Here is a 17,322-nt window from a genome sequence, read left to right on the forward strand (position 1 = left end):
CGCGTCATTCGCGATTGAAAACAAGAGTTTGGAAAGAGAATTGCGGCTTGACAGGGTGTCAACTTTGTCAACTTCGCATGGCGAACGGCTCAAAGCCGATCTCGCCTAGAAGGATGGTTTGAGAGATGGCGAAATTCACGTTCAACATGCCCGATGTCGGCGAAGGCGTTGCCGAGGCGGAAATCGTCGAATGGCAAGTGAAGGTCGGCGACACGGTCGAGGAAGACCAGCACCTCGTCGACGTGATGACCGACAAGGCGACGATCGACATCGAAAGCCCGGTCGATGGCAAGGTGGTCGAGATCGCAGGCGAAGCAGGCGATGTAATCTCGGTTGGCGCCATGCTGGTTGTGATCGAAACCGAAGGCGAGCTGCCCGACGAGGCCGACAAGGAAAAGGCAGTCGCCACGCCCGCACCTGCTGCGGTCAGCGAGGAGGTCGAGGAGCGGATCGAGGTCGAGACACCGGATGCCTCCGATGCTGACGATGCGATCACAGCCGATCCCGAGCCAGAACCTCTACCCGCGCCGACGCCGGCACCCGAACCAGCGCCCCATGCGAAGGTCCTTGCCAGCCCTGCCGTCCGTAAACGTGCAAAAGATCTCGGGATCGATCTCAGCCAGGTGAAGCCTGCCGAGGACGGCCGCGTGCGCCACGGCGATCTCGACCAGTTCCTGTCCTACAATGCCGGCGGAGGTTTTGCCGCCGCAGGCCGGACGCGCGAGGACGAGACGATCAAGGTCATCGGCCTTCGCAAACGCATTGCGCAGAACATGAGTGCGTCGAAACGCCACATTCCGCACTTCACCTATGTCGAGGAATGCGACGTTACCGAGCTCGAACGGATGCGCGCTGACCTCAACAGCGCGCGCGGCGAAAAGCCGAAGCTGACCATGCTCCCGCTGCTCATCACCGCGATCTGCAAGGTGATACCCGATTTTCCCATGATCAACGCGCGCTACGATGACGAGGCGAATATCGTCACCCGTCACGGCAGCGTGCATCTCGGCATGGCCACACAGACCGATAACGGCCTGATGGTGCCTGTGATCAAGGACGCGCAGAGCCGCAACCTGTGGCAGCTTGCAAGCGAGATTGGTCGGCTCGCAAATGCCGCGCGCGACGGTTCGGCCAAATCGGACGAACTTTCCGGGTCCACACTGACGGTGACCTCGCTCGGGCCGCTCGGCGGCGTTGCGACCACCCCTGTCATCAACCGGCCCGAAGTCGCGATCATCGGCCCCAACCGTATCATCGAGCGCCCGATGTTCGTCACCGGCCCCGACGGGCAGGAGCGGATCGAGAAGCGCAAGCTGATGAACATCTCGATCAGCTGCGACCACCGCGTGGTTGATGGATACGACGCTGCAAGCTTCATCCAGGAGATGAAAAAGCTGATCGAAACGCCGGTTTTGCTGCTGTCGGATTGAGGCGCGAAAGAAAGTTTGCTTTTCGCAAATAGGGCCGTTGACACCATTTGCGCACGGCCCTATTTGCGCGGCTCCCAAGTGGCTGCGCGGGTGTAGCTCAGTTGGTTAGAGTGTCGGCCTGTCACGCCGAAGGTCGCGGGTTCGAGTCCCGTCACTCGCGCCACTTGGGGATTTTCCTACAATCAGGCGAAATGCTAGCGGGGGAAGCGTGACACTTCGTCCTGCTCCGCCGCGCCTTCGCGGGATTCGGTTTCTGCGATCGCTGCAAGGTTCGCTTCGTGCTGCGACTTGTCGATCTTGTAGCGCGAGACGCAATAGAGCGCGCTCATCCAGAGGATCAGCAAGGCCGGCGCATAGAGCGCTCCGAGCGACCATAGCGTTTCTTGCGGGACCGCCTCAGGAGCAGCCTCTTGAGGAAATGCGATGGCGGAAAGGATCAATCCCGCGCCGAGCACGCCGAGTCCCTGCGTGCTTTTCCGCGTGAAAGTGATCGCCGCGTAGTAGACGCCTTCGTTTCGCCGCCCTGTCTTCACCTGGTTCGATTCCACCAGGTCGGCAATCATGGCGTAGGACACGGTCTGCACCGCGATAATAAGGGCGAGGTCGATGACATTGACGATGAGCAGCAGAGGGAAAAGCAGCGGGTCCCCGTTCTCGGGCATCAGCCCTGCGAGCCGAAACAGGTAAGGCGCGGGCTGGATCGAGAAGGCCAGGAAGCCGAGTATGATTGTCGCCTTTTTCTTTCCCCAGAGCCGAGTGGCCCTTGGTGCGATGAAGAATGCAATCGCAGCGGAGATGAACACCGCCGCAGTCCAAACGAAAATTTGTTCTTCGGCAAAGCCCCAGAAGTAATTGAGCATGATGAAGGCGAGGGCAGCGTTCAGACCAACCGCGACCGAGAACAGGATCGTTGCGATAAAGAGCGCGATGAAGCTTCGCTCGGAAAGAGTTTCGAACATGTCGCGAAACAGCCGCGCGATACTGAAAGGCTCGGAACGATCGGTTGGTTTCGACAGTGTGGGGATGCGATGATGGGTGCCCATGGCCGAAACCATAATCGCCACGAACAGCAGGATTCCGGCGATGATGCCGTAAAGCTCGAACCCTTCGCGATCGCGCATACCGAGCGGACCGGTCAGGATCACGCCGAACATCAGGATGCTCATCAGATTGCCGCCGCTCCAGCCGAAAAAAAGGCGATAGGATTGAAGACTGGTGCGCTCGTCGTAGTCGCGCGAGAGCTCGGGCAGGAGCGCGGAGGAAGGCGTTTCGTAGAATGTGATGAAGGTGCGGATCAGGACCGCAAGGATAGTCAGATAAAGAAACAGGCCGGTCTGGGAGAGATCAGGCGGGTTCCACAGGAGAAAGTAGCTGAGCCCGACCGGGATAGCGGCGGCGTACATGAACGGATGGCGCCTGCCCCAGCGCGAGCGCAAATTGTCCGACCAGTAACCGACCAGAGGGTCACTGATTGCATCGAAGACGAGCGCGATGAGGATTGCGAGGCCGACGAGTCCCGGTTCGAGCCCCACGACGGTGCCGTAAAACAGGAGCAGGAAGTAATCGAACCCGTTGTTCTTTATCCCGAATGCCGCCGCACCGAACCCGTGCGCAAGCTTCAGGGCGACAGACGGGCGGTCCACGTCAGTCGTGCGCGCCGCGCCTGCCGAACTTGCCATACAATTGCTCTCCCAACCGGGAAGCTAGCATGGTCCTGTCCTCTGGCAAGATTGCCTCAGCCGAAGTCCTTAACTCAACCAAATAGTTGACTATCGGACTGGCTTTGAGCATACTCAACTATATGGTTGACGATTCGATCCCCCTCGACAAGGTCTTTCGTGCGCTCGGAGATCCCACCCGGCTGCGCATGGTGGAGGACCTTGCAGGCGGGGAGCGGACGATCGGGGATCTGGCGAAACCCGCGGCAATGACGCTCGCGGGCGCCTCGAAACATGTCGGGGTGCTTGAGGAGGCCGGCTTGCTCGTTCGCGAGAAGCGAGGGCGCGAGCGTGTCTGCCAGTTGCAGGCTGATACGCTGGAGGCGGCGCGTGCATGGACCGAGCACTACGCGAATTTCTGGAACGAGCGGCTCGACGCGCTCGGCAAGGCGCTGGAGGAGGATGGCGATGAGTGACTACGGCAGGCAGACGGGGCCGCAGGAGTTGGAATTCAATCGCAGGTTTGAGGCCAGTATCGAAAAGGTCTGGGAATTTCTCGTGGATCCCGAGAAGCGCAAAATGTGGTTTTGCGGCGGCTCGACCGAAGACCATGTAGGAGGAGCGATCGTATTCGAATTCGACCATCGACGCTTGTCGGACAGCGCGCCCCCCGAAAAGTACGCGAACGAGGAAGTCGCTACCCATCACGGCGAGATCCTCGAATACGATCCGCCGAAGCGCCTGGCGTTTACCTGGTTCGAATCTGCTGGCGCCCAAGCCAGCACCGTCGAAATCACGCTAGTGCCCGACGGCAGCGATGCGACCGAATTGCGCCTCGTTCACAAGGGAGTGACAGGCCGCGACATGCTTATCGGTGTGCTTGCGGGCTGGCACGGCCACTTCGATCTTCTTGCCGAGGTGCTCGCGGGGGATCGCACAACCGATTTCTGGGTGCGCGACCAGCGGCTCGAATCCGAATATGCCGCGAAGGTCTAGTCTGCGCGTTCAGGCGGAGACCAGCGTCCCGTTTCCATCCAGATGAGGAACCGGCGCAAGGGGAGTAGCCAGATCAGGCCGAGGACGAGGTAAACGATCGTCTGCGCCCATCCGGGCCAAGCGCCGATGATTTCAGGGGCATAGCGCGCGATAAGCACGCCATAAACGATCAGGAAAGCGAACAATCCGATGATCCCGATCGGAATGCGCCAGGTCGGTGTCTCTCTCATCAATCTATCCCGTAGATGCGGGTGGGCGTGACGATAGCGTCGAGCGCAACATCGTGTGGTTCTGTGGGAAGGTCCTCGCACAGCTGCACATCCCAGGCGAGGCCAATCGCGATGCCTCCGGGATGTTCCGACAGCCAGCGGTCGTAATGTCCGCCACCTTGACCCAGTCTTGCGCCGGAGGACGTGAAGCCGACCAAGGGCACAAACAGGACGTCGGGAGCGAATCCGGTGGCCTCGTTCGATGGCTGCGCAATCTTGAGCGGTCCCTCTTCCAGATCGCTTTCGGCAAAAGGATCCGTGTGCTCGCGAAACTGCATCGACCCATTTGCGGATGGGAAATACGGCAGGGCAATCCTGTGCCCGCGCTCATGGAAAAACTTCGCGTATCCCGATGCCGGCGCTTCATCGCGGTTTGCACTGTAGAGACCGATGACCGCATTGGGAGCGATTTTTTCGAGCAGCGGCTTGGGCGGGCGATGGAAAAGCAATGCGCGGATCGCATCGGGCTGCGCGGCAACATGCTCGCGGCGTGCGAGGCGAAGCTGTTTCCGAAGTTCCGATTTCGAAGCCACCCTGTGTCTCACCATCTAACGTCAATTCAGTCTGAAGGACAGCAAGCCCGACCGGGCGCACGCAGCGATGCGGCCACGGGCCGCGTGAGCGAGGAAACTCAAGCAAGCCAAGTGACGGGACCACCATGGGCCGGTGCCAGAGAAATCCTCTGACGCCTAAACGTCAGGTGGGTGCCGTATACCCGAATCCCACGGCCGAACCGGTGGACTCAGGCAGGGACAGCTCCCTTGGATTGCTTATAGCCTCAGGGATATTCAATCGGCTCGTACCGGGCAGCCCCGCCGTCGTGGTACTTAGGAGGCCGTGCCCTTCGCTTCAAGCGCGTCTGCGGTCGCTTCCGCTTTTGTGGCGAGCGCTTCGAGCCGCTCGATCACGGCTTCGCTCAGCCCCGGGGCGCCGAAAAGATCATGCTGGTGGCTTGCCGCCTCACGCATTTCGGCTAGTTCCATCTTGAGCGCTTCGATTTCCTCACGAGCTCGAGCTTCCGATTTTGTTAGGGTCTCGATCCTGGATTCCAGTTCGGCTGTCTTGCCCCCAGATTTTGCCTTTTCGTGTTCGACATTCTCGCTCGACTTCTTGGCAACCTTGCGCGCCTCGGCCAGCTCATCGGCAAGGAAGAGCGCGGCGAACAACAGGTTTTGCGCCTCTTGCGGCCCGCGCGCCGCGCCCAGCTGTTCGTACTTCTCATCGATCATCGCTGCGAGTTTGCGGATGTGTGCTTCCTCTCCATCGCCGCAAACAAACGGGTAGGAGCGCGGCCCGACCTGGATTGTGATCTCGCTCATTGATCCAGCTCCGCGATTAGTTCGTCGAGCTCGCGCATCGTTTCCGCAACCTCTTCGCGCAGTTTCTCATGGCTGTTGACGAGCTCCATGAGTTTCGGCGCGGCGGCTGTCGCCGTCGACGATTCCGGTGCGTTTGCACGAGCGGAAGCAATGCGCTTCATCGCGGCCTCGATACGCGTCATCGCTTCTACTATCCGGCTCTCGCCCATGGGCGCAGGTTATAGGTAGATTGCGATTACCGCGCAAAGCCTTGGCTGCTCCTGTTGATAAGTGGTGTCGGGTATGCGGCGACCGGCTGATTGGGGAGCATTTTGAGGCTGCAGGCGCGCATCGCTTGACCTGCCCAGAGCGCTCGGCAATGGCATCGCAGACGGATCGAATCGACCGTGTTCGCGGTCGGACCAGCATGCGGCGCACACCATAGGCAGCCGCACCAGCAGGAGGCACCTGACCCGAATGACCGACACTGCCCGTATGCAGAACATGGCCAATGCCATTCGCGCGCTTTCGATGGATGCGGTGCAGGCCGCAAAATCGGGCCATCCCGGAATGCCGATGGGCATGGCCGATGTCGCGACGGTGCTCTATAAAAATCACATCAAGTTCGATCCTTCCCGCCCAGACTGGGCCGACCGTGACCGGTTTGTCCTCTCAGCGGGGCATGGATCGATGCTGATCTATTCGCTGCTGCATCTTACCGGTTATGCCCGCCCCACAATGGAGGACATCCGCAACTTCCGCCAGTTGGGCAGTCCGTGCGCAGGGCACCCGGAAAACTTCCTTCTCGATGGTGTGGAATGCACGACCGGACCGTTGGGGCAGGGACTGGCGATGGCTGTCGGCATGGCGATGGCCGAACACCACCTCAATGCGCTCTTCGGGAGCGATCTGGTCGATCACCGCACTTGGGTGGTCGCGGGCGACGGTTGCCTGATGGAAGGGATCAACCACGAGGCGATCGGCCTCGCCGGACACCTGAAGCTCGGCAAGATGATCGTGTTATGGGACGATAACAACATCACGATTGATGGCTCTGCCGACCTCTCGACCAGCGAAGATGTGAAAGCGCGTTACGAGGCGACCGGTTGGCATGTCGTCTCGTGCGACGGTCACGACTTTGCCGATATCGACCGTGCTCTCGAAGAGGCAAAGGCGAGCGAGCTACCGTCGCTTGTCGCTTGCAGGACCGTGATCGGAAAAGGTGCGCCCAACAAACAGGGCACAAGCGCAACGCATGGCGCTCCACTTGGCCCGGAAGAGGTCGCCGCGGCGCGCGAAATGTTGGGCTGGGAGGCAGAGCCCTTTGTTGTCCCGGAAGAGATCCTCGCCGATTGGCGTGCGACCGCCGAAAGAGGGAAAGAGGCCTTGGCTTCATGGCAGTCACGGCTCGACAGTTCGGATCGCAAGGCCGCGTTCAAGAACCACATGGCGGGTGTCGCCGGTGTCGCTGCACGCGCGCTCGAAGAACACATTCAGGGCCTTGCAGCCGAACCGGTAAACGTCGCCACGCGCAAGGCTTCGGAAATGGCGCTGGTGCCGCTTACCGAAAAGCTGCCCCAGATGATCGGGGGTTCGGCGGACCTCACCGGATCGAACAACACCAAAACGCCCAGCACCCATGCAATGACGGCTGACGATTATTCGGGCCGATATGTATATTATGGCATCCGCGAGTTCGGGATGGCTGCCGCGATGAACGGAATGGCGCTGCACGGCGGCATGGTTCCTTATGGCGGCACATTCCTGATTTTCTCTGATTATGCGCGCAATGCGATCCGACTGTCTGCCCTGCAACAGGTCGGCGTTGTCTACGTAATGACCCATGACAGCATCGGTCTGGGAGAGGATGGCCCGACACACCAACCGGTCGAACAACTGATGAGCTTGCGCCTTGTGCCGAACCTCAATGTCTATCGCCCGTGCGACACAATCGAGACTGCGGAGTGTTGGGCGCTTGCGCTGCAGACGCCCGAAACGCCTTCGATCCTCGCTCTGTCACGCCAGGGCCTGCCGCAATTGCGCGGGAGCGGAGATGCGGATTGGACATCGGCAAGCAATCGCAGCGCCAAGGGCGGCTACCGCTTGCGCGCCGCCGCTGCTGACCGGAAAGTTGTGCTGCTCGCAACTGGCAGCGAGGTCGCGCTTGCGATGGAATGTGCGGACCGGCTCGAAGCAGAAGGTATCGGTGCAGATGTAGTCTCGATGGTTTCCACCGACCTCTTCGACACGCAAGACGATGCCTACAAGGCAGACATTCTTCCGGCAGGCGCGCTGAAGGTTTCAATCGAAGCGGGCAGCACGCTCGGGTGGGAACGCTACACGGGGAACGATGGCCTGAATATCGGGCTCGACCGGTTCGGCGCCTCGGCCCCGGCAAGCGATCTCTTCGAATATTTCGGTTTCACGGCGGACGCGATCGTCCCCAAAATCCAGAACAAATTGAATAGCTAAGCAGGAGCTTCTTTCATGGCTACCAAAGTTGCAATCAACGGTTTCGGTCGCATCGGCCGCCTAGTCGCGCGTGCGCTTCTCGAACGTGACGATCACGATCTCGATCTTGTCTCGATCAACGATCTCGCCGATCTCAACGCCAATATCCTGCTGTTCAAGTACGACTCTACCCATGGTCGCTTCCCCGGTACGGTCGAGGCGGCGGACGGCGCGATGGTTGTGAACGGAAAGAAAATCGCCGTTACCAACGAGCGCGACCCCGGCGCGCTCCCGCACGGTGATCAGGGCGTCGATATCGTCCTGGAATGCACCGGTTTCTTCCAGAGCCACGAAGCGGCCGAGCCGCACCTCAGGGCAGGGGCCAAGCGCGTGCTGATTTCCGCCCCGGCGAAGAATGTTTCGGCCACGATCGTCTACGGTGTGAACCACGACACGCTGAGCGCGGAGGACGTGATCGTATCGAACGCCAGCTGCACCACGAACTGCCTTTCGCCGGTGGCGAAGGTACTGCACGACACGGTGGGGATCGAGCGCGGTTTCATGACCACGATCCACTCCTACACCAACGATCAGCGCATGCTCGACCAGATGCATTCCGACATGCGCCGTGCGCGCGGCGGGGCGCAGAACATGATCCCGACGACGACGGGCGCAGCGCGTGCTGTCGGCCTCGTCCTGCCTGAACTTGCAGGCAAACTCGATGGGTCGAGCGTCCGCGTACCGACTCCCAACGTGTCGCTTGTCGACCTCGTTTTCACTCCGGGACGCGATACGACGGTTGAGGAGCTGAACGCTGCGCTGAAGGCGGCAGCCGAAGGCCCGATGAAGGGCGTGCTCGACTACACCGGAGAGCCGCTGGTCAGCTCGGACTTCAACCACCATCCGGCGAGTTCGACAGTCGACAGCCTCGAAACCAGCGTGATGGAAGGCAAGCTTGCCCGCGTCGTTTCGTGGTATGACAATGAATGGGGCTTCTCGAACCGCATGATCGATACTGCGGGTGTGATGGCGAAGTTCCTCTAAGCCCACGCAACCGGAGACCCCCATATGCCAGCGTTCAAGACCCTTGATGACCTTGCCGACATCACAGGCAAGGTCGCGCTCGTCCGGGTTGATCTTAACCTGCCGATGAAAGACGGCTCGGCCACCGACGTTACGCGGGTCGAAGCGGTCAGGTCGACCATCCTCGAGCTTTGCGAGAAGGGCGCGAAAGTCCTGCTGCTGGCACATTTCGGACGTCCGGGTGGAAAGCGCTCTTCGGTGCTCTCGACCAGCATGGTCGTTGGCGATGTCGAACGTGTGCTGGGGAAGGAGCTGATGTTCATTCCCGAGGTTGCTGGTCCGGTGGTCGAGCAGTCAATTGACATCCTGCGCAACGGCGAAATCGGGCTACTTGAAAACACCCGTTTCTGGCCGGGCGAAGAGGCCAACGATCCCAATTTCGCGCAGGCAATCGCCGCGCATGGCGACTTTTTCGTCAACGATGCCTTCAGCGCCTCTCACCGCGCCCATGCGACCACTGTCGGTTTGGCGCAGTACCTGCCTGCGTATGCAGGACGGGCGATGGAGAAGGAACTGAAAGCGCTCGATGCGGCGCTCGGCAATCCCGAGCCGCCTGTCGCAGCGGTAGTCGGTGGAGCCAAAGTCTCGACCAAGCTTGCCGTGCTCGAAAACCTGGTCGGCAAGGTCCAGCACCTCATAATCGGCGGTGGCATGGCGAACACCTTCCTCGCCGCGCGCGGCGTGAATGTTGGAAAATCGCTGTGTGAGCATGACCTCACCGACACGGCTACGAAGATCATGGACGAGGCAGACCATGCCGGCTGCACCGTTCATTTGCCTTACGATGTGGTGGTGGCGAAGGAGTTCGCGCCGAATCCCCCGTCGGTCCGGACCTGCAATGTTCATGAAGTTGCTGAGGATGAGATGATCCTCGACATCGGGCCCGGGGCTACCGAAGCGCTTGCCGACGTTCTCAAGACGTGCCGCACGCTGGTGTGGAACGGCCCCCTCGGTGCGTTCGAAACCGAACCGTTCGATACCGCGACCATGACCTTTGCGCGCCACGTTGCTGCGCTCACCCAAGAAGGTTCGCTCGTCAGCGTTGCAGGCGGCGGCGATACAGTAGCGGCGCTTGCGCAGGCTGGGGTTGCCGACGATGTGACCTACATCTCGACTGCAGGCGGCGCGTTTCTCGAATGGATGGAAGGCAAGGAGCTGCCGGGCGTCGCAGCACTGAGCGCCTGACCATGGCCGACATTTCCGGAATGATCGAAGCGCAGGAATTGCGCTTGATGCAGGCATGGATGCACCGCGATGCGGGAACGATCCGGCAACTGGCAGCGCGCGACTGCATGATGATCCTGGGCACGAATCCGCCCGAACTGCTCGACCGGCCGAGCTTCATCGCGGCGATGGACAAGGACCTTCGCTGCACCGGATTTCGCCTCGGCGAAAGCGTCGTACGAAGGCACAGCCGGACAGCCTGGTACACCGCTGGCGCAGAGATCGAACTGAAGGTTGGTGCGAAGGATTGGACGGGAAGGTTTCTCCTCATGGGTCTATGGCGCAAGTTTCGCATTGGTGGATGGAAGCTCATCGAACGCGGGCTCTCGCCGACTTCCAGCGAAGAGGGCCTCGCAGACAGCATTCGCAAAATGCAGATGTGGCGCTAGGCAAGGGCGATAGGATGAGCGAAACCAAGACTGAATATGGATACGGCAATGCCGTCCGCTGCGAAGAAGGTGAGTTTGCGGGCTGGTTCCATTGGAACCACGATCCCTACGAAACACGTTCCGGCCCGTTCTTCATGCGGCGCGAGAATGATGGCACTTACCTTAGCGCATTCCGGGCGGAAAATCGGCATATGAACGGCGCAGGTTTCATGCATGGCGGCTGCCTGATGACCTTCGCCGATTTCGCGCTTTTCGCGATCGCGACTGACGAGCTTGGCGATGACAATGCGGTGACGATGAATTTGTCCGGCGACTTTCTTGGTGCGGTATCGCTGGGCGCGCTGGTTGAGGCACGAGGCGAGGTCACCCGTGGCGGCGGCAAGACGATTTTCGTGCGCGGTATGGTGTCGGCAGACGGGGAACCGGCGCTTAGTTTCACGGGGATAATCCGGCGCATTTCCAAGCGTTGAAAACCCGATCGAACACCCGCTGTTGCGGCATTTGCAAGCTCTGGCTAAGGGCCGGAAGATGTATCGTGCATAGGTATGCAAAGGACAGGAATTTCCGATGAACACCCAAGAAATGACCGCGAAAATTCGTGACGGGCAGGGCTTTATCGCCGCGCTTGACCAATCGGGTGGTTCGACGCCCAAGGCGCTGCGCGGATACGGTGTGGAGGACGGCGAATGGTCGGGCGATGAGGAAATGTTTGCCCAGATCCACGCCATGCGGAGCCGGGTCATCACCTCGCCGTGCTTCGGCAATGGAAAGGTGATCGGGGCTATCCTGTTCGAAAAGACCATGGATGGCGAAGTTAACGGCAAACCTACTGCCGAGGCGCTTAAGGACCGCGGTATCGTTCCATTCATCAAGGTCGATCAGGGGCTGGCCGACGAGGAGAACGGTGTCCAATTGATGAAGCCTTTGGACAAGCTTCCCGCGCTGCTCGAAAAGTCGGTCGCCAAAGGCATGTTCGGCACCAAGATGCGCTCTGTTATCAAGTCCGCCAATCCGGAAGGCATTGCTGCGATCGTCGCACAGCAGTTCGAAGTCGGCAACCAGATCGCCGATGCCGGGCTCGTGCCGATCCTCGAGCCGGAATACGATATCCATGCCGCTGACCGCGAAGAGGGCGAGGGCATCCTTCTGGCCGAGATCATGAAGGGGCTCGACGCGCTGCCCGAGGGGCGGATGGTCATGCTCAAGCTTTCGATCCCGGTTCGCCCCGGACTCTACACGCCCGCAATCGAGCATCCGAATGTGCTCCGCGTCGTGGCCTTGTCGGGTGGCTATTCCACTGATGAGGCTTGCGAGCATCTTGCCAAGAATCCCGGCATGATCGCCAGCTTCTCGCGCGGTTTGCTGCAAGACTTGCGCAAGGACCAATCGGACGAGGAATTCGATGGGGCTCTCGGCAAGGCTATCGACCAGATTGCAGAGGCGAGCGCCGCTGGCTAAGGCACCGCGCGTGAGCGACGTCGCAACCCAGCTTTACCTGATTTCACCCCTCGAAACCGGTGGAGATTTTCCCGACCGCCTCGAGCGGGCGCTTGTCGTCGGCGAGGGGATCGTCACCGCATTTCAGTTTCGCGTGAAAGGCGTGGACCAGCACGAGGCGGCGCGGCTCGCCGAACCGCTACAGCAGATCTGCGCCGATCACGAGGTCGCATTCATCGTAAATGACAGCGTGCCGCTCGCCAAGCGATTGAAGGCCGATGGGGTGCATCTGGGGCAGGATGATGGCGATCCGAAAGACGCGCGCGCCGAACTCGGCCGGGAGGCGCAGATCGGAGTGACCTGTCACGCGTCCAAGCACCTTGCAATGGAAGCTGGCGAGGCCGGGGCGGACTATGTAGCATTCGGCGCATTCTTCGACAGTAAAACCAAAGACAAGGGCGATGCCGAGCGTCCTACGCCGGATCTCATCGAATGGTGGACGACGCTGTTCGAGATTCCGTGTGTAGCCATTGGAGGGATCACGCCGGAGAATTGCAAGCCGCTGGTGGATGCCGGGGCGGACTTCCTCGCGGTCTCGGGCTCGGTCTGGAATGGCGACGAAGTCGCCGCGATCGAGGCATTCGCCAAGGCGATCGGGGAAGGGTAAGGTAAGCGTATGAAGTTCATGGACCGGTTGCTCACCATCGTCATCACCGCGACGATCACTTCGATTATCTGGATCCTCTTCGGCGCGACATGGCTCGACATGGCAGAGGAGCAGCAGGAGACCGGTGAGGTCGAAACCGCGCCAACGGCCCCTACGCCAAGCGCTCCGCCGATTATGGAGCCTGCGGACCCGACGCCTGCTCTCGCTCCCACTCCGGCCCCCGCTCCGACCGCAGCGGGGCCAGGCGAACCTGCCGCAGAGCCGCAAATGCCGCCCGTACCCTCACCGACGACAACACCAAATGCCGGCGTGAACTGATCGGGATCAGTCCGTGCCTGTAAGGCGCGTGCAGATCAACTCCCCGCGCTTCAGCTGATTGGTGCCGACGCGGGTAAGGCGCTCGCCTTTCTTCGGACCGCGCGTGAAAGTCAGTTCCTTGCCACGAAGGATGTAGGTGCCGCTTCCGTCGGGGCTGGTGTATCCAGACGATGGGCGGATACGAAAACCCTCGCTTTCCTGCACTTCGAATGCCTTGCCCCCCGCATCACCCGGCAGAGCGCACTGATAGACGCCATGCGGCATCGTGCGCAGCATCCCTCCACTGGGCTGTGATGTGGGCTGTGATGGTTGTGCCACGGCCGGGGCAACAGCCGCCACGGCAGCGGCAAATGCGGTCAAGAGGAAGACGTAACGCGTTTTCATTCTGGCGATCCCATGTTGCGCGGCAGCATAACAAAATGTGCGCGTTCGGGCCACGCCGTTAACCACGGTTTGCTGAATTGCGCCTGAAACGTGCTCACCTCGCAGACGCTTGCCGCGAGACAACCCTTTCGCTATTGGCGCGCATCACAAATTTCCGCGCGCCGTCCCTTGCACCGCGTGCCCACCACCCGACAAAAGGCAATGAGCCCCATGAAAATCAGCGGCGTCGATATTCGTCCCGGTAACATCCTCGAATATGAGGGTGGCATCTGGAAGGTCGCCAAAATCCAGCACACCCAGCCCGGTAAGGGCGGGGCCTACATGCAGGTCGAGATGAAGAACCTGCAAGATGGTCGCAAGACAAACGTACGCTTCCGCAGCGCCGACACCGTCGAAAAGGTACGGCTCGATACGGCGGACTACCAGTTCCTCTACGAGGACGGCGATATGCTCGTTTTCATGGATCAGAATACCTACGAGCAGATCACACTGCCGTCCGACCTGCTCGGCGATGCGCGCCCGTTCCTGCAGGACGGAATGCAGGTGCAGCTCGAGCTCTGGGAAGAAAAGCCAATTAGCGTGCAGCTCCCCCAGCAGGTCGAGGCCGAGATCGTCGAGGCCGACGCGGTGGTGAAGGGGCAGACCGCTTCCTCCAGCTACAAGCCTGCCGTGCTCGACAATGGCGTTCGCATCATGGTTCCGCCGCATATCGAGAGCGGCACGCGCATCGTGGTCGATGTCTACGAGCAGACCTATGTCGGGAAGGCTGGCTGATCCGTCATGGCTGCACTTTCAGGCCTGATCCGCGTCATGGAACGCGCCGCGCGCAAAGCGGGCGGGCGTTTGCGGCGCGACTTTGGTGAAGTCGAACACTTGCAGGTGAGCCACAAGGGACCTGCGGACTTCGTGTCGAAAGCCGACATGCGTGCCGAGCGCACGCTCTACGACGAACTCCTCGTCGCGCGCCCGGGTTGGGGCTTCGTGATGGAAGAGGCCGGCGTCATCGAGGGCGATGAAGGCATGCCGCGCTGGATCGTCGATCCGCTCGACGGCACGTCCAACTTCCTCCACGGCATCCCGCATTTCGCGATCTCGATTGCGGTGCAGGAGCCTCGTCTCGACGGCAAGGGCTGGGGCGACGTCACCGCTGCGGTGATCTACCAGCCGATCACCGATGAGACTTACTGGGCGGAGAAGTCGCGCGGCGCTTGGCTGCACGATGGCCGCCTACGCGTGTCAGGTCGCCGCCGTCTGCCTGAAGCACTCATCGCCACCGGCATCCCGTTCCAGGGGCACGGCGATTTCAGCGAATGGAGCCGGATCTTCGGAGCTGTCGGCCCCGAAGTCGCAGGCATCCGCCGATTCGGCGCGGCCTCGCTCGATATGGCGTGGGTCGCAGCCGGGCGCTTCGACGGTTTCTGGGAAAGCGGGCTCAACGATTGGGACACCGCAGCAGGTTGTCTGCTCGTCCGCGAGGCAGGCGGCTTTGTGTCGGATTTCCGTGGTCGATCGAACCCCATCCATTCGGCGCAGGTTCTTGCCGCCAATGATGTCTTGCACTCCAAGCTGCACAAGCTGCTCGTCAACGCTCTGAAATAGCGACGCGCCAACGCGCACAGACGCCTTGAAGTAATCGGAACGCGGCGCTAACAGCCGCGCTCCATGTCAGGCGTGCCCCTGTGGTGGAATTGGTAGACGCGAGCGACTCAAAATCGCTTTCCTTCGGGAGTGCCCGTTCGAGTCGGGCCAGGGGCACCACACTTCACGGCATTGTATGAGCAGGAGCGGCACAGGGCGGCGGAATTGGCCGCTCGATTCCGCACGTCCTTCAACTGGTGGCATGGTAGGTGCTCGGTTGAATTCTCTTGATCTTCGCGCCGAAGGTTGAAAGATCGTCACCGACCGGATCATGCTCGAGCTACCATCCTATCACGCCATCGCCGCCATGGTGATAACCGTCTGGATGTTCGTGGAGTTTGTCCGCGGGCGGATGTCGATCGAAATCGTCTCGCTGCTCACAATCGCGGTAATCGCGGTCGGTCTATATTTCTTCCCCTTGGAAGGGACCCGGCCGATCGATGGGCTGGCGCTGGCGTTCGGTGGTTTCGGCCACTACGCGCTCATCACGATCTGCGCGTTGATGGTGATGGGCAGGGGTCTGGTTGTGACGGGCGCGCTCGAGCCGGCCGCACGAATTCTCGAATCTGTGTTCAAGATGAACCTGCAGCTGGGATTGCTGGTCTCGCTGCTCATTGCATTCTTCCTGTCGATGTTCGTCAACAACACGCCTGTGCTCGTGTTGATGATCCCGATCTTTGCCGCCCTTGCGACACGCGGCGCGATGGCTACGTCGAAGACGCTTATGCCACTGAACGCCGCCTCCCTGATCGGCGGCCTGGCTACGACCATCGGCACATCCACCAACATTCTCGTCGTGTCGATCGCAGTCGACCTTGGATTGCGCGAGATCGGGGTGTTCGATTTTACACCCATAGTTCTTCTCGCCGGGCTGGTCGCGCTTCCATACATGTGGCTCGTCATGCCGCGCCTGCTCAATGACAATCGCACCGAAACCGACGACAATGTCCGCCGCTTTCACACCCGGCTCAGGATTTCGAGCGACAGCGACCTGATCGGCAAGGATGTCTCGGAAGTGCTGCCAAAGCTGCCAAAGGGGATCCGGGCGCATAGCCCACCGACCGGACCGTTACAGGCGCAGCAACGGCTCCACATCTCGGGCACGCACGAAAACCTCGAAGACGCAGTGAGGGTGCTTAAGGGCGAGCTTGCGCCGAACTGGGTGCTCGACCGCATCAAGCGCAATGCAAGTGCCTCTGGCGAGGATATCATGGTCGTCGAGATGACGGTCACCGCGGATTCGCGTCTCATCACCCGCACGCTTCCCAGTTCGGGTATCGCCGATCTCTATGGCGTTGCGGTGCTTGGCATTCATCGCCCCGAGCGCCTGCTTGGCGGGCGCGATCAGTATTCCGAAGGCGGCGACCTGCGTATGATGGAAGGCGATGTGCTTCTCGTCATGGGTCTCGAAAGCGACCTTCAGGCTTTTGCGCGCGCGGACAGTCTGCTGATGCTCGAAGGTGCGCGGGAGCTGCCCCGACGTTCGAAGGCACTGCTTTCGGCTGCGATCATGGGCGTGGCGGTCTTTACCGCTTCAATCGGTATCTTTCCGATTGCGATCTCTGCGCTGGCCGGCGCGATCCTGATGTTCGTAACCGGCTGTGTGAAATTCGATCGGGTGGGAAGGGCGCTATCTGGACAAGTCATTGTGCTTGTCGCCGCGAGCATCGCGATCGGACGGGTAATCGACGAAAGCGGCGCAGCGGCGTGGCTCGGCCAGGCATTGTCGCTTGGGCTGGTTTACTTGCCACCCGCACTGGTTCTCGCCGCAATCATGGCGTTTGTGACGCTCCTGACCAACTTCGCCTCCAATGCAACAGCTGCAACGGTTGGCACACCCATCGCCTTTAGCATCGCTGCCCAGCTCGGATTGCCACCCGAACCGTTGGTGCTGGCCGTGCTGTTCGGTTGCAACCTCTGCTACGCGACGCCCATCGCCTACCAAACGAACATGCTGATCATGGCCGAGGGCAATTACGAATTCACCGACTACATTCGCACCGGCGTCCCGCTCGTCGCCCTGATGGTAACGACGCTCTCGATCCTGCTGGTGCTCTGGTACGGACTTTAGGGGAGAGAG

At 60.7% G+C, this 17,322-nt stretch carries 20 protein-coding genes and 2 tRNA genes; 16 read left to right on the plus strand and 6 right to left on the minus strand.

Translation table 11 applies throughout. The features are described 5' to 3' along the window. The first annotated feature begins 125 nt into the window (after window positions 1-125). Window positions 126-1,430, plus strand: a complete 1,305-nt coding sequence (locus FIU90_RS09095; protein WP_152434453.1) for a dihydrolipoamide acetyltransferase family protein — start codon at window positions 126-128, stop codon at window positions 1,428-1,430. 86 nt (window positions 1,431-1,516) lie between these two features. Beyond that, window positions 1,517-1,593 (plus strand) — tRNA-Asp (locus tag FIU90_RS09100). A 31-nt stretch (window positions 1,594-1,624) separates the two neighbouring features. Here FIU90_RS09100 and FIU90_RS09105 read toward each other — a convergent pair. Next, window positions 1,625-3,109: an MFS transporter gene (locus tag FIU90_RS09105; protein ID WP_152434454.1), complete on the minus strand. Its 1,485-nt coding sequence runs from the start codon at window positions 3,107-3,109 to the stop codon at window positions 1,625-1,627. A 104-nt stretch (window positions 3,110-3,213) separates the two neighbouring features. Between FIU90_RS09105 and FIU90_RS09110 the strand changes: the two genes are divergently transcribed. Further along, window positions 3,214-3,564, plus strand: coding sequence for a helix-turn-helix transcriptional regulator (locus tag FIU90_RS09110; RefSeq protein ID WP_234029473.1), 351 nt, complete (start codon window positions 3,214-3,216; stop codon window positions 3,562-3,564). After that, window positions 3,557-4,084 (plus strand): SRPBCC family protein, encoded by a 528-nt coding sequence (locus FIU90_RS09115; protein ID WP_172970229.1) that lies wholly within the window; start codon window positions 3,557-3,559, stop codon window positions 4,082-4,084. Before FIU90_RS09110 ends, FIU90_RS09115 begins: the two co-directional genes overlap by 8 nt. On the opposite strand, the gene FIU90_RS09120 is transcribed toward FIU90_RS09115, so the two are convergent. From FIU90_RS09120 to FIU90_RS09135, 4 genes are all read right to left on the minus strand, one after another. Next, on the minus strand, window positions 4,081-4,314 hold the full coding sequence (locus tag FIU90_RS09120) for a DUF2842 domain-containing protein (RefSeq protein WP_152434456.1): 234 nt from the start codon (window positions 4,312-4,314) through the stop codon (window positions 4,081-4,083). The genes FIU90_RS09115 and FIU90_RS09120 overlap by 4 nt on opposite strands. Continuing rightward, on the minus strand, window positions 4,314-4,886 hold the full coding sequence (locus tag FIU90_RS09125) for a 5-formyltetrahydrofolate cyclo-ligase (RefSeq protein ID WP_234029474.1): 573 nt from the start codon (window positions 4,884-4,886) through the stop codon (window positions 4,314-4,316). Before FIU90_RS09125 ends, FIU90_RS09120 begins: the two co-directional genes overlap by 1 nt. Before the next feature lie 294 nt (window positions 4,887-5,180). Further along, the gene (locus FIU90_RS09130; protein ID WP_152434458.1) at window positions 5,181-5,672 is read right to left on the minus strand and encodes a cell division protein ZapA; all 492 of its coding nucleotides are present in this window, start codon (window positions 5,670-5,672) and stop codon (window positions 5,181-5,183) included. Beyond that, a complete protein-coding gene (locus FIU90_RS09135; RefSeq protein WP_152434459.1) occupies window positions 5,669-5,854 on the minus strand; it encodes a hypothetical protein in 186 nt (61 codons plus the stop codon). The genes FIU90_RS09130 and FIU90_RS09135 overlap by 4 nt, the downstream gene beginning before the upstream one ends. Before the next feature lie 274 nt (window positions 5,855-6,128). On the opposite strand from FIU90_RS09135, the gene tkt reads away from it, so the two are divergent. From tkt to FIU90_RS15815, 8 genes are all read left to right on the plus strand, one after another. Next, on the plus strand, window positions 6,129-8,123 hold the full coding sequence (tkt, locus tag FIU90_RS09140; RefSeq protein WP_152434460.1) for a transketolase: 1,995 nt from the start codon (window positions 6,129-6,131) through the stop codon (window positions 8,121-8,123). A gap of 15 nt (window positions 8,124-8,138) precedes the next feature. Then, the gene (gene gap, locus FIU90_RS09145) at window positions 8,139-9,146 is read left to right on the plus strand and encodes a type I glyceraldehyde-3-phosphate dehydrogenase (RefSeq protein WP_152434461.1); all 1,008 of its coding nucleotides are present in this window, start codon (window positions 8,139-8,141) and stop codon (window positions 9,144-9,146) included. A gap of 24 nt (window positions 9,147-9,170) precedes the next feature. Continuing rightward, the gene (pgk, locus tag FIU90_RS09150) at window positions 9,171-10,370 is read left to right on the plus strand and encodes a phosphoglycerate kinase (protein ID WP_152434462.1); all 1,200 of its coding nucleotides are present in this window, start codon (window positions 9,171-9,173) and stop codon (window positions 10,368-10,370) included. 2 nt (window positions 10,371-10,372) lie between these two features. Continuing rightward, window positions 10,373-10,798, plus strand: coding sequence for a DUF4440 domain-containing protein (locus FIU90_RS09155; protein WP_172970230.1), 426 nt, complete (start codon window positions 10,373-10,375; stop codon window positions 10,796-10,798). Window positions 10,799-10,812: 14 nt separating this feature from the next. Then, window positions 10,813-11,268 carry a PaaI family thioesterase gene (locus FIU90_RS09160; RefSeq protein ID WP_152434464.1) on the plus strand — a complete coding sequence of 152 codons (456 nt, stop codon included), beginning with the start codon at window positions 10,813-10,815 and terminating at the stop codon, window positions 11,266-11,268. 97 nt (window positions 11,269-11,365) lie between these two features. Next, the gene (locus FIU90_RS09165; protein ID WP_152434465.1) at window positions 11,366-12,256 is read left to right on the plus strand and encodes a fructose bisphosphate aldolase; all 891 of its coding nucleotides are present in this window, start codon (window positions 11,366-11,368) and stop codon (window positions 12,254-12,256) included. 10 nt (window positions 12,257-12,266) lie between these two features. Next, a complete protein-coding gene (gene thiE, locus FIU90_RS09170; RefSeq protein ID WP_234029475.1) occupies window positions 12,267-12,902 on the plus strand; it encodes a thiamine phosphate synthase in 636 nt (211 codons plus the stop codon). Window positions 12,903-12,911: 9 nt separating this feature from the next. Then, complete coding sequence (locus FIU90_RS15815) at window positions 12,912-13,220, plus strand: hypothetical protein (RefSeq protein WP_152434467.1); 309 nt, start codon at window positions 12,912-12,914, stop codon at window positions 13,218-13,220. Window positions 13,221-13,226: 6 nt separating this feature from the next. Here the strand turns inward: FIU90_RS15815 and FIU90_RS09180 are convergent, their stop codons facing one another. Next, window positions 13,227-13,604, minus strand: a complete 378-nt coding sequence (locus FIU90_RS09180; RefSeq protein WP_152434468.1) for an elongation factor P — start codon at window positions 13,602-13,604, stop codon at window positions 13,227-13,229. A 210-nt stretch (window positions 13,605-13,814) separates the two neighbouring features. Here FIU90_RS09180 and efp point away from each other — a divergent pair, with 210 nt between their 5' ends. The 4 genes from efp to FIU90_RS09200 all read left to right on the plus strand — a co-directional run bounded on the left by efp (window position 13,815) and on the right by FIU90_RS09200 (window position 17,313). Next, window positions 13,815-14,378 (plus strand): elongation factor P, encoded by a 564-nt coding sequence (gene efp, locus FIU90_RS09185; RefSeq protein ID WP_152434469.1) that lies wholly within the window; start codon window positions 13,815-13,817, stop codon window positions 14,376-14,378. Between the two features lie 6 nt (window positions 14,379-14,384). Next, the gene (locus FIU90_RS09190; RefSeq protein ID WP_152434470.1) at window positions 14,385-15,203 is read left to right on the plus strand and encodes an inositol monophosphatase family protein; all 819 of its coding nucleotides are present in this window, start codon (window positions 14,385-14,387) and stop codon (window positions 15,201-15,203) included. Between the two features lie 74 nt (window positions 15,204-15,277). After that, window positions 15,278-15,362: transfer RNA gene (locus FIU90_RS09195), tRNA-Leu, on the plus strand. A gap of 151 nt (window positions 15,363-15,513) precedes the next feature. Beyond that, window positions 15,514-17,313: an SLC13 family permease gene (locus FIU90_RS09200; protein WP_152434471.1), complete on the plus strand. Its 1,800-nt coding sequence runs from the start codon at window positions 15,514-15,516 to the stop codon at window positions 17,311-17,313. Window positions 17,314-17,322 lie beyond the last annotated feature (9 nt).

The organism is Erythrobacter sp. THAF29, assembly GCF_009363635.1.
Classification (GTDB): domain Bacteria; phylum Pseudomonadota; class Alphaproteobacteria; order Sphingomonadales; family Sphingomonadaceae; genus Erythrobacter.

Coding starts and splice junctions, on each gene's coding strand:
- FIU90_RS09095 (WP_152434453.1), top strand. CDS start 126: ATGGCGAAATTCACGTTCAACATGCCCGATGTCGGCGAAGGCGTTGCC.
- FIU90_RS09105 (WP_152434454.1), bottom strand. CDS start 3,109: ATGGCAAGTTCGGCAGGCGCGGCGCGCACGACTGACGTGGACCGCCCG.
- FIU90_RS09115 (WP_172970229.1), top strand. CDS start 3,557: ATGAGTGACTACGGCAGGCAGACGGGGCCGCAGGAGTTGGAATTCAAT.
- FIU90_RS09120 (WP_152434456.1), bottom strand. CDS start 4,314: ATGAGAGAGACACCGACCTGGCGCATTCCGATCGGGATCATCGGATTG.
- FIU90_RS09130 (WP_152434458.1), bottom strand. CDS start 5,672: ATGAGCGAGATCACAATCCAGGTCGGGCCGCGCTCCTACCCGTTTGTT.
- FIU90_RS09135 (WP_152434459.1), bottom strand. CDS start 5,854: ATGACGCGTATCGAGGCCGCGATGAAGCGCATTGCTTCCGCTCGTGCA.
- tkt (WP_152434460.1), top strand. CDS start 6,129: ATGACCGACACTGCCCGTATGCAGAACATGGCCAATGCCATTCGCGCG.
- gap (WP_152434461.1), top strand. CDS start 8,139: ATGGCTACCAAAGTTGCAATCAACGGTTTCGGTCGCATCGGCCGCCTA.
- pgk (WP_152434462.1), top strand. CDS start 9,171: ATGCCAGCGTTCAAGACCCTTGATGACCTTGCCGACATCACAGGCAAG.
- FIU90_RS09155 (WP_172970230.1), top strand. CDS start 10,373: ATGGCCGACATTTCCGGAATGATCGAAGCGCAGGAATTGCGCTTGATG.
- FIU90_RS09160 (WP_152434464.1), top strand. CDS start 10,813: ATGAGCGAAACCAAGACTGAATATGGATACGGCAATGCCGTCCGCTGC.
- FIU90_RS09165 (WP_152434465.1), top strand. CDS start 11,366: ATGAACACCCAAGAAATGACCGCGAAAATTCGTGACGGGCAGGGCTTT.
- FIU90_RS15815 (WP_152434467.1), top strand. CDS start 12,912: ATGAAGTTCATGGACCGGTTGCTCACCATCGTCATCACCGCGACGATC.
- FIU90_RS09180 (WP_152434468.1), bottom strand. CDS start 13,604: ATGAAAACGCGTTACGTCTTCCTCTTGACCGCATTTGCCGCTGCCGTG.
- efp (WP_152434469.1), top strand. CDS start 13,815: ATGAAAATCAGCGGCGTCGATATTCGTCCCGGTAACATCCTCGAATAT.
- FIU90_RS09190 (WP_152434470.1), top strand. CDS start 14,385: ATGGCTGCACTTTCAGGCCTGATCCGCGTCATGGAACGCGCCGCGCGC.
- FIU90_RS09200 (WP_152434471.1), top strand. CDS start 15,514: ATGCTCGAGCTACCATCCTATCACGCCATCGCCGCCATGGTGATAACC.